Raw genomic sequence first — 13,465 nt, forward strand, 5'->3', positions numbered from 1 at the left:
TCCGATCGGACGGTAGACGCCCGGGGTGCACGCGGGGCCGCAAACGGCGACGGTTACCCCTTCGGGGGCATCCGTCCCGGCGACCCGACCGCGCCGTCAGCCCCGTCGAGGGTGCGTCCCACCGGCCGCACCGCGTCATGCTCCCTTCAACACGGGGCCGGAGTCGCGCTCCAGGCTGTCGGAATCGTGGGTGGGTCGGGTCATCACGTGGCTGACCGATGCCAGCAACAGGCCGAGGAGCAGGCCAGAGAGGGCGATCGAGAGATCAGTGTCGGCAGAGTTGACCGGTGGATTGCCGGCCAGAGAGGTCATCGCGGTGCCGACCGCTGAACCGGCCAGGTAGAGAATCACGGCTGCGGGAAGCAGCGCCACACAACAGGCGACCGCGACGGGAAGCAGCCGGATCAGGGAGACCTCCCGGACCGCGACGACAGCGAGCGCTGCCGCCACCGGCATGCCGATCAGCCCGACAGCGGTGAGAGATCCGTGGTTGCCGGTCGCAAGCCAGGCGGCCAGCGCGGCCACCACGACGAAGGCGACCACCCGCCGGGCACGGAGGAAGGTGAGCTGAACCGCGACGAGTCCCAGGACGACGGCGACGAACAACACCACCAACCCCGCCTTGAGCATCGACAGCGCGTTCTCGATCCGTACCTGATCGGGGTCGGTGACCGGCTCGTCCCACGGGGTGGTGACCACCATCGTGGCCACGGCGAGCACTGCGGCGACGCCAGCGGACAGTTGGCGGGCCAGCGCCGTCCCGGCCTGACCCGTCGAGACCCGGGCAGCGACGACGGCGGTTGCCGAGAACAGGGCGACCGCACCGACGGCGAGCCACGCTGCGGTGGTGCTACCCGCCACGTCAATGCGGTCCAGCCACAGGTCCACGGCGAGCCAGCTGATCGTGGCGATCGCGCCGGCGAGGACGCCGCGTACGTTCGTGCGACAGATCAGGATCACTGCGCCGAAGGCCAGCAAGATCGCCAACTGGCGGATGTCGCGTGGCCAGTAGGTGTTGTTGCCGCCGACCTCCGGGAACGTCTGCCCGGTGCTGGTGTCGGTCCAGAAGCCGTGCGGCTGCATGAGCGGCTGATAGACGGCCGTCGCGAGCGCCCAGATCACCGCGCCAGCCACTCCGGCCAGCCCGCCCACGAGGTTCTGCCAGTTTCTCCGCATGCCGCATCATCGCCTGCGCGCGCCGGGCTGGGAAGTACCGGACCTACGGCCTGCCGCCGAACACCAGCCGCAACATGGTCCGGAAGCATCGGGCAGCGGCGCTGGACCAGCTGGTCGAGGTCGCAGTGTCGCTCTGACACCGCCGCGGTGGTGACCGGGCCAACCCGCCGTGGTCGGGCCGGACGCGGTGTGGCGCGCAGGCGCGGCCCGGGCGCGGGCCTTCCGCGCCGGGCCGCGTCCGGTCAGCCGGACCACGGTGTACGCCGATGCCGCTGCCGGACGATGATCGCCGTGAACCGCTGCCGCGGCAGGCGTTGCCGGGTGGACCGGCATCATCGTCGCTGGCGGGTCCGGTGTGGTGACACTGTGGCTGTTGGTTCCGGGCGCTCAATCCGGGTGGGATTGCCACGGATTAGTTCGTCGTGGACGCGCCACCGGTCGGTGGTGGCGGCCCGCCGGGCTGCCTCATCGCCGTGCTCGATCCGCTGTCGTAGCAGTTGAATGGCGATGCGGCGGTTGAGGCTCAACTGCCGTTCGGTGTCGACCACGACGACGATGCCGGAGGGGCGGTGGGTCGCCCGTACCGCCGTGCTGGCCTTGTTCCGGTGCTGGCCGCCGGGGCCGCCGGTGCGGCAGGCGACGATCTCGACGTCCGCCTCGGTGAAGGTCGTGGCCGGGGTGTCGACCTGGCACGGCCGGGCGGTCACGTACCAGTTCTTCCGCCCGGTGCTCGCCCGGTAAGGGCTGGGCGCCTGCCAGCACAGGGTTCCGGTCCATGAGGCGGCGAACGCCTCGACGCCGGCGCCGAGGATCTGCACCATGACCGATCGATAGGTGCCGGGCCGATCACCGGGCACCGTCTGCACCCGGTGGATGGTCACCTCGTGCCGGGTCGCGTCAGCTTCCAGTCGGGACAGCAGCCGAGCCAGCGCCCAGGCGCACTCCTGCGAGCCGCGCCCGGCGGACAGGAGCAGGTGGACGCTCATGATCGGCCTCGCCTGCGGCGGTTGTCGCGGCGGTCCGGTCGGGCGGTGGATCCGATGTCGGGTGTCTTGTAGGTGACCAGGGGGATCGTGGTAGCCACGGGGGTGGCGAGGTTGTGGTCGACGAGGTCGCTGATCACCTGCTCGATGTGTTTGTAGGCCGTGGGTGCCTCCTCGAAGAGCAGTTGACGGTCGCCGCACACCACCAGCGAGCCGACCGGGGTACGGCGCAGTTCCTCGACGGTGTGCTTGGCCCGGCCGCGGCGCAGGGCGTCGGCGCGGGACATCTTGCGGCCCGCGCCGTGGGCCACGGAGTGGTTGGCCGCCGGGCCGGCGTGGGCGGCCACGAGGTAGGACGGGGTGCCGCGTGTGCCGGCGATGAGCACGTCGCGGCCGTCGCCCGGGGCCGCGCCTTTGCGGTGCAGGTACCCGCCGTCGCGTATCTCGACCTGGTTGTGGCACTGGTCGACGATTGGGTCGGTGGGCTGGGCGCCCAGGGCGTGGGCGACCCTGGCGGCCAGCAGGCGCCGGTTGAGCGAGCCCCAGCGTACGGCCTGGTCGTGCCTGGACAAATAGGCGGCGGGGTCAGGGGCGGGGCCCGCGCCGTGGACCTCGGTGTGCGCCCGCAGGATCCGCTCGCCGAGGCCTCGGGAGCCGCTGTGGACCACGAGCACGAGGTCGCCGGCGTCGAGTCCGAGACGGCTCGCGTGGCCGGTGTCGAAGACGGTGCCGATCCGTGCCAGCTCGACGAAATGGTTACCCCGACCGACGGTGCCGAGGCCCTCGACGTGGCCGGCCGGAACATCACCGTCCACGACGGCCCACGCGGGGTCGTCGGCATCCCGCTCCGGGTCCAGCGGGCGGTCGAGGTCGGGGAACCGGGCGGCGAGTTTCTCGGGTACGGGGCGTTTGAGCTTGATGGGGAACACGGCGATGCCGCACCCGATGTCGGAGCCCACCAGGAAGGGGTACAACACGGTCGACGCCATGGCGGCACCGATGGGGGCGCCCTTGCCGGGATGCAGGTCGGGCATGGCGGCGACGTGGATCATGCCGTCGAGGGCGGCCACCTGCTGACACTGCGCGATGGCATCGGACTCGATCCAGCTGGTGGGGGACGCGAACACGGTGAGGGTGGCCGGGGTGGACTGCGGCGCAGCCTCCGGCCGGGAGGGGTGCTGAGACAAAGACGCTCGCTTCTCGCGGAAAGGTGTGGGCGGACGGCAGGACGGCACGGGTCGGTGCCGTGGAACCGGGGAGCAACGGGGCTGTCCGTCAGAACGTCATGGGACACACCATCCCGGACCCCGCCGGGCGCGGCAAGCGACTTTCGGTCGTGCGACGGGGCCGGCTGCGTGTCGGTGGGCTCGGTTAACCTCCGCCGGTGACCGACACCGATCTCGCGGCTTCGCCGCGGTTGCCGACGCCCGAGGAAGAGAGCCGTTTCTGGGCGCTCGTGGAGGAGGCGTGGGCCCGGCTCGGTCCGGAGCCGGCGGTGCTGCGCCGCGCGCTGCTCGACCGGGATCCGGAGGACGACGAGCAGGGTGAGCTGTACGCGATCGACAGGTGGCTCGACCCGTTCCTCGGGACCTTGCGTGAGTTGTGCGCCGAGCTGTCGGGCCCGGAGTTGGTCGACCTCGACCGGGTCGTCGAGCGGAAGCTGTACGACATCGACCGCGCCGACATCCAGGAGGTCACGGACGGCTCCGACGACGGCTTCCTGTACGCCCGCGGTTTCATCGTGGCGATGGGCCGCGAGTTCTACGAGGCGGTCCGGGCGGATCCGGCGATGGCCGTGCTCGACGCCGACTGCGAGGGACTCTGCTACCTGTTCGCCCACCTCTACGAGGAGTGCTTCGGCGCGTGGCCCGAGACCCGTTCCGGCATCTCGCGGGAGTCGGTCAGCAATCCGGACGGGTGGCCCGAGGACTGACCATCCGGCCGTCTAGGATCTGCGCCAAGATCACGGGGGAGGGGAGACCGGGCATGTGGCCATTCCGGCGCAGGGCGAAGCAGGCTGTCACCGGCACGCTGTCGATCGACCCGGCCATGGGCGATCCGACGGCCGCCGCCCTGCGGGCGGCGTTGCAGCAGCGGGACTGGCACACCGCTCGGGATCTGCTCAGTCCGATCACCGACCCGGACGACCACGCGTACTACCTGGGGGTCACGGGAGACGTGTCCGGCGTGCAGGACTGGATCGGCGAGTGGATCGAGGCCGAGCCGCGGTCGACCCTGCCGCTGCTGGTCCGCGGCGTGCACGCGGTCTACTGGGCGTGGGAGGCGCGGGGTGGCGCCCGGGCGTCGCAGACCAGGCAGGAGCAGTTCCGGGAGTTTCGGAAGCGGCTCACGCTCGCCGAGAACTGCCTCGACGAGGTGGCCGACCGGGACCCGGACGACACCACCGCCCGCACGTTCCTGGTCACGTCGGCCCGTGGCCGGCAGGTCGACCGGGACGAGGCACAACGACGCTTCGACGCGGTGATCGAACGGCATCCGTGGCACCGGATCGCCCACGAGCACATGCTGCAGTACCGGTGCCGGAAGTGGTTCGGCAGCCACGAGGAGATGTTCGAGTTCGCCCGGGGCGCGGCGGCGAATGCGCCCGCGGGCTCCACGCTGGGGCAGCTCGTCCCGGCCGCGCACCTGGAGATGTGGCTCGATCTTCCGGTGGGCGAGGACGCCGAGTACATCGGTGGGGCGGGGGTGGTGGCTGAGCTCAACGCCGCGGCCGATCATTCGGTACGGCATCCGGACTATCAGCGTCGACCGGGTTGGCCGGTGGTGCACAACCTGTTCGCGATGAGCTTCGCCATGGCCGGTGACTTCCCCTCGGCCGTCGAGCAGTTCGAGGTCATCGGTGGCCTCGTGACGGAGTGGCCGTGGCAGTACCACTCGAGCGATGCGGTCGGCTCCTTCGTTGCTGCCCGGCAGCGGGTGCGCGGCGAGGACGGCTGAGCAGGCGGGCGCCGGGCAGGTGGCCGGCGTGCCGCCGTCGGTTAGATCCAGTGGTTGCCCAACCAGATCCGGGCGGCCCAGTCGGTGTACGGCAGAACTCTGCCGACGTAGATCGGGTAGAAGTACGCGAAGCACGCCGCGATCAGGAGCACGTACGCCCCGGCGACGATCGCGCCGATCAGCCGTCGGTCCTGCCCGGACGGGGCGCCGTCGGCCGCAGCCGACGGGAGCGGGCGCGGGGTCATGATCATGCCGAGGACGTGGACGACGGCGAGGACCAGGAACGGCTCTGCGGGGAGGGCGTAGAAGTAGAACATCGTCCGGTGGTCGGCGACGGCGAAGTAGAACCACGGCAGCAGGCCGGCGAGGACGCCGAGCCAGATGGTGCCGGCCCGCCAGTCCCGCCGCGCGATCCCGAACCAGGTCAGCGCGCCCAGCGCCGGGAGGAACGACCACCACAGCAGCGGCGTCCCCAACAGCAGGACCTCCCTGGCGGGGGCCGACCCGGAGCATGGTGCGGGACACCACCAGTCGAACGCGACCGGGCGCCCGAGCAGCAGCCACTGCCACGGCCAGGACTGGTAGGCGTGCTTCTTCTCCAGCGTGGTGTGGAACTGCAGCGCCTCCACGTGGTAGTGCCAGAGGTTCTGCAGGGCGCCGACGACCGGCAACTCGGTGCCGCCGGTGTCGCGCAGCCAGTGCCGGAAGTGTCCCCCGTCGGTGAGCAGCCACCCTGACCAGCTCGCGAGGTAGACCAGGAGGAGAAGCGCGCCGCCGAGTGTCACCCAGCCGACCTCTCCGACCAGAGCGTCCCGCCACGGTCGCGGTACGCCGGCGGAGCGGCGTGCCTGGATCGCCCAGTGGAGCATCAGCGCCGTGAAGACGAGCACGTACCAGATGCCGCTCCACTTGACCGCGCATGCGCAGCCGAGCAGGACGAAGGTGGCCAGGCGCCACCACGGCACCGCGAACGGCAGGCGGCCGGCCGGGCCTGGCGCGGCCGGGTCGAGGCCGGCTTCGAGTGCCGTCAGCCAGCGGCGCCGGTGGGCGTCGCGGTCGAGCAGCAGCGTGCCGAACGCGGCGAGGATGAAGAACATCAGGAAGATGTCGAGCAGCGCCACCCGGGACAGCACCAGGTGCATGCCGTCCAGCGCCATCAGCAGCCCCGCCGCGCAGCCCAGCACGGTGGACCGGAACATCCGCCGCGCCACGCGTACGAGGATCAGCACCGACAGGGTGCCGACGACGGCGGCGGAGATCCGCCAACCGGTCTCGTTGTAGCCGAACACCAGTTCGCCGAGCCCGATCATCCACTTACCGAGTGGTGGGTGGACGACGTACGCGGCGCTGTTGGTCTTCTCGTTCCACTCGAAGCCGCGTAGCAGCAGGTGGTGCGCCTCGGTGGCGTAGTAGAGCTCGTCGAAGATCTTGCCCTTTGGACTGTCCAGGTTGACCAGGCGCAGCACACCGGCGATGACGACGATCAGCGCGGTCGCCCACCACGAGTAGCGGTCGCCGCCCGCGTCGAACGGCGAGAGCCGATGCCGGACGGCTTCCGGGACCTCGCGGCGGACGTCACCGGGAGAACCGGCGCGGTTCGGCGCGCCGGCGGCGGCCCGTTCGGGCTCAGCCCGGAGCGCGGCAGAGATCCGGTACGTGCCAGCCGCCGCCATCATCCGGCAGATCGTATAGGCCAACGAGTCCAACTGTCGCAGCAGCTCATCGTGGCGTGGGGCGACGGTGGGTGACCGGGCTTGGGCGCGGAGTGATGTTCGGCCTATATTCTTGACTCATTCCAGAAAAGAGGCCAGACTGCGTGACGTGGTCACCAGCCTGGACTTCCAGCAGATGCTGCGCGGGGCCGCGTTGCGCGTGACCCGTCCCCGGGTGGCTGTGCTGAACGCGGTGCACGCGCACCCGCACGCCGACACGGACTCGATCATCGGTGCCGTGCGCCAGGATCTCCCCGGGGTGTCCCGCCAGGCCGTGTACGACGTGCTGCACGCGCTCACCGCCGCGAGGCTGGTGCGGCGCATCGAGCCCTCCGGCTCCGTGGCGCGCTACGAGTCGCGGGTCGGGGACAACCACCACCACGTCGTGTGCCGGTCGTGCGGTGTCATCGCCGACGTCGACTGCGCCGTCGGCGAGGCACCGTGCCTGACTGCGTCCGACGACAGCGGCTTCGTGATCGACGAGGCCGAGGTCGTCTACCGGGGCCTGTGCCCCGACTGTTCCACCGCCGGCAAGTCCTGATTTCCCCTTGATCCGCCACGTCACGGAAGGAAACCGATGTCCGAGAACCACGACGCCGTCGTCCACGACGCGGAGGCGGGCAGCGAGTCCCGCTGCCCGGTCGCGCACGGACGCGCCCCCCACCCGACCCAGGGCGGCGGCAACCGCGGCTGGTGGCCCAACCGGCTCAACCTGAAGATCCTCGCCAAGAACCCCGCCGTGGCCAACCCCCTCGGTGCGCAGTTCAACTACGCCGAGGCGTTCAAGTCCCTCGACCTCGCCGCCGTCAAGCGCGACATCGCGGAGGTCCTGACGACCTCGCAGGACTGGTGGCCGGCCGACTTCGGCCACTACGGCCCCTTTATGATCCGGATGGCGTGGCACAGCGCGGGCACCTACCGCATCAGCGACGGCCGCGGTGGCGCCGGTGCCGGGCAGCAGCGCTTCGCGCCGCTCAACAGCTGGCCGGACAACGGCAACCTCGACAAGGCTCGCCGCCTGCTGTGGCCGGTCAAGAAGAAGTACGGCCAGAACCTGTCGTGGGCCGACCTGATGATCCTCGCCGGCAACGTGGCCCTCGAGTCGATGGGCTTCAAGACCTTCGGCTTCGCCGGTGGCCGCGAGGACGTCTGGGAGCCCGACGAGGACGTCTACTGGGGCCCCGAGAGCACGTGGCTCGGCGACGCGCGCTACACCGGCGACCGGGAACTGGAGAACCCGCTCGCGGCGGTGCAGATGGGCCTCATCTACGTCAACCCGGAGGGGCCGAACGGCAACCCGGACCCGATCGCCTCGGCCCGGGACATCCGCGAGACGTTCCGCCGGATGGCGATGAACGACGAGGAAACTGTCGCCCTGATCGCCGGCGGTCACACCTTCGGCAAGACCCACGGCGCGGGCCCAGCGGACCACGTCGGCCCGGAGCCCGAGGGCGCCCCGCTCGAGGAGCAGGGCCTGGGTTGGAAGAACAGCTTCGGCACCGGCAAGGGCGCCGACACCATCACCAGCGGGATCGAGGTCACCTGGACCTACCACCCGACCCGGTGGGACAACGAGTTCTTCCACATCCTCTTCGCGTACGAGTGGGAACTGATGCAGTCGCCGGCCGGCGCGCACCAGTGGCGGCCCAAGAACGGCGCGGGCGCCGACATGGTGCCCGAGGCGCATGACCCGTCGAAGCGCCGCGAACCGCGGATGCTCACGAGCGACCTCGCGCTGCGGTTCGACCCGGTCTACGAGCAGATCTCGCGGCGCTTCCTGGCGAACCCGGCCGAGTTCGCGGACGCCTTCGCCCGGGCCTGGTTCAAGCTGACCCACCGCGACATGGGGCCGGTCGCGCGCTACCTCGGCCCGGAGGTCCCGACCGAGACCCTGCTGTGGCAGGACCCGCTGCCGCCGGTGACCCACGAGCTCGTCGACGCGGAGGACGTGGCCACCCTCAAGGGCCAGATCCTCGCCTCCGGCCTGACGGTCTCCCAGCTGGTCTCCACCGCCTGGGCATCGGCGTCGACGTTCCGCGGCAGCGACAAGCGCGGCGGCGCCAACGGGGCGCGTATCCGCCTCGAGCCGCAGAACGGCTGGGAGGTCAACAACCCCGACGAGCTGGCGACGGTGCTGCACACCCTGGAGAAGATCCAGGAGGCGTTCAACGCCGCCCAGGCCGGCGGCAAGCGGATCTCCCTGGCCGACCTGATCGTGCTGGCCGGTGGGGTCGGCGTCGAGGAGGCCGCCCGGAACGCCGGCTACGCCGTCGAGGTTCCCTTCACGGCGGGGCGTACGGACGCGTCGCAGGAGCAGACCGACGTGGAGTCGTTCGCCGCGCTGGAGCCGACCGTGGACGGGTTCCGCAACTACCTCGGCAAGGGGCACCGCCTGCCGGCGGAGTTCCTGCTGGTCGACAAGGCGAACCTGCTGACCCTGAGCGCGCCTGAGATGACGGTCCTCGTCGGCGGTCTGCGCGTCCTGGGGGCGAACCACCAGCAGTCGCCGCTGGGTGTCTTCACCACGACCCCGGGGTCGCTGACGAACGACTTCTTCGTCAACCTGCTCGACCTGGGCACGGCGTGGCAGCCGACGTCCGAGGACGCGAACACCTTCGAGGGCCGTGACCTCGCCACGGGCGAGGTCAAGTGGACCGGCAGCCGGGTCGACCTCGTCTTCGGTTCGAACTCGGAGCTGCGTGCGCTCGCCGAGGTGTACGCGGGTGACGACGCGCGGGAGAAGTTCGTGCACGACTTCGTCGCCGCGTGGGTCAAGGTGATGAACCTCGACCGGTTCGACCTGGCCTGATCCGCACGTCCAGGCCGGTCCTCGTGGGGCTGGCCTGGACGTCCAGGCGCCGCTCAGCGATGGCCGCGCGCGGTCGCTGCGCGAGGGTGACCCGCTCGTCCGGTACGGCGGACAGGCGGGTCACCCCGTCGGCTGATGTCGTCAGCGGCGGTGGATCGTGTAGACCGCGCCGTTGGTCAGCGAAAGGACGGACAGGTTGCCGTCCGGGCTGGTTTCGATGTCCGTGACGACGCCGAAGTCCCGGCCGATCAGGAGGCTTTCGCTTTCCGTGATCTCGTGTTTGGCGAGGTTGTCCGCGACCCGGTCTTCCAGTCGAGGGTCGTCGACGGCGATCTTCTTCCGGTTGCCGGTCAGGTTGAAGTGGAAGAGGTAGCCGCCGTTGAGGGCGCCCGTCGCGGCGCCCATGAACAGGTCGCCCTGGAACTGTGGCCCGAGCGCTCGGCTGTTGAGGAAGCCCATTCCGCCGGGGGCGACCTCCCACCTCCAGCTGAACTCGGGATCGCGGTAATGCGCCCCGGGCAGCATGAACAGCCTGTCGAGCGCCTCCTGCGGGCTGTCGGCGATGTTGCTCGGCGGCCAGCGTAGTTGCTGGAGGTTCTGCCCGCCGAACGTCGTCTCGGTCTGCTTGAACTGGGCGACCCGCTGCACCGGCCCGGCGAGCTGGACCCAGCCGCCGTTCATGCCGGGCTCGAGCCGGTTGATCTCGCTGAAGCTGTCGTCACCGTTCTCCTGCATCCACACGTTCCCGGTGGCGGGGTCGACCGCCATGCCGAATCCGTTGCGATGGCCGTACGAGAAGATCTTCTGGACGGTGTCGCCGACCTCGCCGCCCATGGCCGCGCCGGCACGGAAGAAGGGGTTGTCGGTCGGCGTGGTGCCGTCGTCATTGAGGCGCAGGACGACGCCGCTGAGGTGGGCGTTGTCCGGTGTCGGTCCGCCGAACTGGTCGTCCGGCACGGTCGGGCCCGGGCAGACGGCGGTGGGGCCGCAGGTGAGGTTCTGCAGTTGGCCACGCCGACCGAGGTCACCGGTGAAGGTGTACAGCTTCCCGTCGCGACCAAAGCTGATCACCCCGCCGTTGTGGTTGGCGCGTGCGGGCTGGCCGGCGTCCTCTTGACGGGCGCGGATGCGGATCAGGTTGCGGTCGAAGGTGAGTGTGCTGCCGTTCCACACGAACCGGTCGACCCGGTTGCCGAGCAGGGGAGTTTCGCTGAGGACGCTGGTGTCCGTGCCGGTCGTGCTCTCCGTCCAGTACAGGTAGACCCCGGGATTCGCCGGGAAGCCCGGGTGCAGGGCAATTCCGAGCAGGCCTCGCTCGGAGCCGGAATTGACGGCGAGGTCCAGTGGCGTGCCGGCGATGGCCCCGTTGACGACGCGCTGGACGCGCCCGGTCGTCTTCTCGAGCACGAACATGTCGTCGTCGCCGATGAATGCCAGCCCGGTGGGGCTGACCAACCCCGTGGCCGCCGTCCGCACCGCCAGCTTCGGGTCGAGCATCGTCGGGCCGCCCGGCTCGGCGTTCGCCGGGGTACCGACCGCGGTCATGGACAGTCCCGACGCGGCCAGGGCCAGCACCGCGGCGATCGCTCGCGTTCGGTGGCGGGTGCGCGTCGGTGACACACCGCAGCCAGGTGATCCGTTCGGTCCTTGCCGGGTCTCGCGGCGTGGGACGACGGTGCGGCGAGGTCGTACGTGCATGCCTGGTTCCCTTCTTCGGCCGAGTGGTGAAGCGTGTGCCGCGGACGGCGCCGGCGGTCGCGAAGCCCGGCTGCCGCCGCGTGGTGCCGTTCGGTGCGCTGGCCCTCCTCTGTCCAACGTCGGTGCAGGCGGGCCGTTATGTCGGACGAAACCGCTGGTGACGACCGTCCTTCGCGACCGCTGGTGCTGGCAGGGCCCGAGGTGACACCGCTCACCGGCAGGCCGCCGGCGGAGCCGTGCCAGGACGTCGGGTCCTATCGGTAGGCACGCGTCCCAGGTGCGCCCGGTTCACTCTCGATCGAACAATTTCGACAGAGGTGGGGAGGGTGGTCGATGTGATGCGACCTGATGCGACGCGGCGGGCCAGGCAGATGATCGCGGCGTGGTGGTTCCTGCTGGCGGCTTTCTCGCGGTCGTACTAAGACCCGGCTGGTCGGGTGGGAGGGGCTCGCACCATACTGGTCCGCCATGGACCTGGACGAGTATCAGCGCGGCGCCCTCCGTACTGCCGCTCCCCGTGACAAGCCGAACGAGCTGCTCCATCTGGTGCTCGGGCTGGTCGGCGAATCGGGGGAGATCGCCGAGAAGTTCAAGAAGTGGGTCCGAGACCTCGACAGCGACGAGTCGCGGATCGACCGGGCCGACATCGCCAAGGAACTCGGTGACGTGCTCTGGTACGTGGCGGTGCTCGCCGACTATCTCGATCTGTCGCTGGACGACATCGCGGCGGCCAACCTGGCCAAGTTGGCCAGCCGCCAGGACCGTGGCGTGCTGAGTGGCAGCGGCGACAACCGCTGAATCGTGACCTGACGGACGGCGTCGCCGGCCCGCGGGGTCTCGCGGGCCGGCGAGTTCCGTCAGTAGCGGAGCGCGCGGAGATTGGCGTAGCTGTCGCAGGCGGACGAGACGCCGTCGGGGCGCGGGCTGTCGTTCTCGGTGAGGTAGTAGTCGACGCCGGCCATCTCGCTGTAGGCGAAGATGCGGGCGAAGTCGATGGTGCCCTCACCCACGTCGGCGAACGACCCGTTGGCGGCCATGTCCTTGACGTGGAACAGGGAGAACCGGCCCGGGTACTGCTTGATCAGGTCCACCGGATCGGCGCCGACGCTGGACGCCCAGTACAGGTCCAGCTCCATCGCCACCAGGTTCGGGTCGGTCTCGCGGACCAGCACGTCGTAGCCGCGTACGCCACCTTCCTGGGCGGTGAACTCGAACCCGTGGTTGTGGTAGGCGACCGTGATGCTGGCCTGCTTGAGCGTGGCGCCGACGGTGTTGAGGGTGGCCGCGACCTCCGCGTAGTCGTCGAGGTCCCAGGAGGCCGAGCCTGAGATCCGGACGTACCTGGCGCCGAAGGCCCGGGCGTTGGCGATGACGCCGTCGAGGTTGTTCCGGAGGTCGCCGAGGCCGATCCCGATGGATGGAGCCGAGAGCCCGGCGTCGGCCACCAGGGGCGCCAGCGCTGTGGCCGTCTTACCGTAGAAGTTGTTCACCGCACCCGAGGGTTCCGCGTTGCGGTAGCCGCAGGCGGCGAGCGCGGCCAGGGTGGCTTCGGGCGCGGTCGGCATGGTGGCCCGCACCGTGTAGAGGACGAGGCCGATCCGGTCGTCGGGCACCGCGCGGGTCCCCGGGGCTGGCTGCGGCGTGCCGATCTCGGAGTCGGCCGCCGCCCGTACGATGTTGCTGCTCTCCTCGGGCGTGAGGATGTCGGCCTGCCGGAGTGCGTTGGCGAGCCCGCTGACCGTACTGACGAAGCTGCCGTGGTTGGTGAACGGTGCGGCGGCCCAGACGGCGTCCATGATCGTGCATCCGTCGCCGAGGTCGCGGTTGGGTACGCCCGAGTCGGCGCGGTCCCGGCCGAAGAAGACCGTGGACGAGGTGGTGTAACCCCAGGGGCAGCGGTCCGTGGTGGTCTGTTCGGTGACTGGCGCGCTCGACTCGTCGGTCGCTGTTTCGGCGGCCGCCGCCGGCGCCGGTGTGAACGGCAGGAGGGCCGCGGCCAGCGATGCGGCGAGCAGGTGACGCACTCTTCTCGATCGGTGGTGGGGCGGGCGGGTGGAGCTGGCGTGCATGTCGTCTCCCAGATGGCTGAGGAATTCGGAATGGTCGGGTGGGTACGGCCAACGGGCCCG

The 13,465-nt window shown here is 70.4% G+C and carries 11 protein-coding genes; 5 read left to right on the plus strand and 6 right to left on the minus strand.

The annotated features are described in order from the left end of the window. Positions 1–135: 135 nt before the first annotated feature. The 3 genes from ACY34I_RS31200 to ACY34I_RS31210 all read right to left on the minus strand — a co-directional run bounded on the left by ACY34I_RS31200 (position 136) and on the right by ACY34I_RS31210 (position 3,346). Entirely contained in the window at positions 136–1,176 is a 1,041-nt protein-coding gene (locus ACY34I_RS31200; protein WP_462758731.1) for a hypothetical protein, read from the minus strand. A gap of 332 nt (positions 1,177–1,508) precedes the next feature. Continuing rightward, positions 1,509–2,162, minus strand: a complete 654-nt coding sequence (prfH, locus tag ACY34I_RS31205) for a peptide chain release factor H (protein WP_462758733.1) — start codon at positions 2,160–2,162, stop codon at positions 1,509–1,511. Beyond that, positions 2,159–3,346 (minus strand): RNA ligase RtcB family protein, encoded by a 1,188-nt coding sequence (locus tag ACY34I_RS31210; RefSeq protein ID WP_462758735.1) that lies wholly within the window; start codon positions 3,344–3,346, stop codon positions 2,159–2,161. The genes prfH and ACY34I_RS31210 overlap by 4 nt, the downstream gene beginning before the upstream one ends. A gap of 197 nt (positions 3,347–3,543) precedes the next feature. Between ACY34I_RS31210 and ACY34I_RS31215 the strand changes: the two genes are divergently transcribed. Further along, on the plus strand, positions 3,544–4,092 hold the full coding sequence (locus ACY34I_RS31215; RefSeq protein WP_462758737.1) for a DUF4240 domain-containing protein: 549 nt from the start codon (positions 3,544–3,546) through the stop codon (positions 4,090–4,092). Between the two features lie 53 nt (positions 4,093–4,145). Next, a complete protein-coding gene (locus ACY34I_RS31220) occupies positions 4,146–5,117 on the plus strand; it encodes a DUF4034 domain-containing protein (RefSeq protein WP_462758739.1) in 972 nt (323 codons plus the stop codon). A gap of 41 nt (positions 5,118–5,158) precedes the next feature. On the opposite strand, the gene ACY34I_RS31225 is transcribed toward ACY34I_RS31220, so the two are convergent. Continuing rightward, a complete protein-coding gene (locus tag ACY34I_RS31225; protein ID WP_462758775.1) occupies positions 5,159–6,790 on the minus strand; it encodes a dolichyl-phosphate-mannose--protein mannosyltransferase in 1,632 nt (543 codons plus the stop codon). Positions 6,791–6,965: 175 nt separating this feature from the next. Here ACY34I_RS31225 and ACY34I_RS31230 point away from each other — a divergent pair, with 175 nt between their 5' ends. Together ACY34I_RS31230 and katG are read left to right on the plus strand one after the other, a co-directional pair. Continuing rightward, positions 6,966–7,370 (plus strand): Fur family transcriptional regulator, encoded by a 405-nt coding sequence (locus ACY34I_RS31230; protein ID WP_462758777.1) that lies wholly within the window; start codon positions 6,966–6,968, stop codon positions 7,368–7,370. A 36-nt stretch (positions 7,371–7,406) separates the two neighbouring features. Then, positions 7,407–9,638: a catalase/peroxidase HPI gene (katG, locus tag ACY34I_RS31235; RefSeq protein ID WP_462758741.1), complete on the plus strand. Its 2,232-nt coding sequence runs from the start codon at positions 7,407–7,409 to the stop codon at positions 9,636–9,638. A 141-nt stretch (positions 9,639–9,779) separates the two neighbouring features. Here the strand turns inward: katG and ACY34I_RS31240 are convergent, their stop codons facing one another. Next, on the minus strand, positions 9,780–11,183 hold the full coding sequence (locus ACY34I_RS31240) for a PQQ-dependent sugar dehydrogenase (protein ID WP_462758743.1): 1,404 nt from the start codon (positions 11,181–11,183) through the stop codon (positions 9,780–9,782). A gap of 621 nt (positions 11,184–11,804) precedes the next feature. Between ACY34I_RS31240 and ACY34I_RS31245 the strand changes: the two genes are divergently transcribed. Further along, the gene (locus tag ACY34I_RS31245; RefSeq protein WP_148794767.1) at positions 11,805–12,134 is read left to right on the plus strand and encodes a nucleoside triphosphate pyrophosphohydrolase family protein; all 330 of its coding nucleotides are present in this window, start codon (positions 11,805–11,807) and stop codon (positions 12,132–12,134) included. A gap of 59 nt (positions 12,135–12,193) precedes the next feature. Here ACY34I_RS31245 and ACY34I_RS31250 read toward each other — a convergent pair whose 3' ends face one another. Beyond that, complete coding sequence (locus tag ACY34I_RS31250; protein ID WP_462758745.1) at positions 12,194–13,405, minus strand: sugar phosphate isomerase/epimerase family protein; 1,212 nt, start codon at positions 13,403–13,405, stop codon at positions 12,194–12,196. Positions 13,406–13,465: the final 60 nt, after the last annotated feature.

Source organism: Micromonospora sp. RTBAU3-60, from assembly GCF_054963695.1.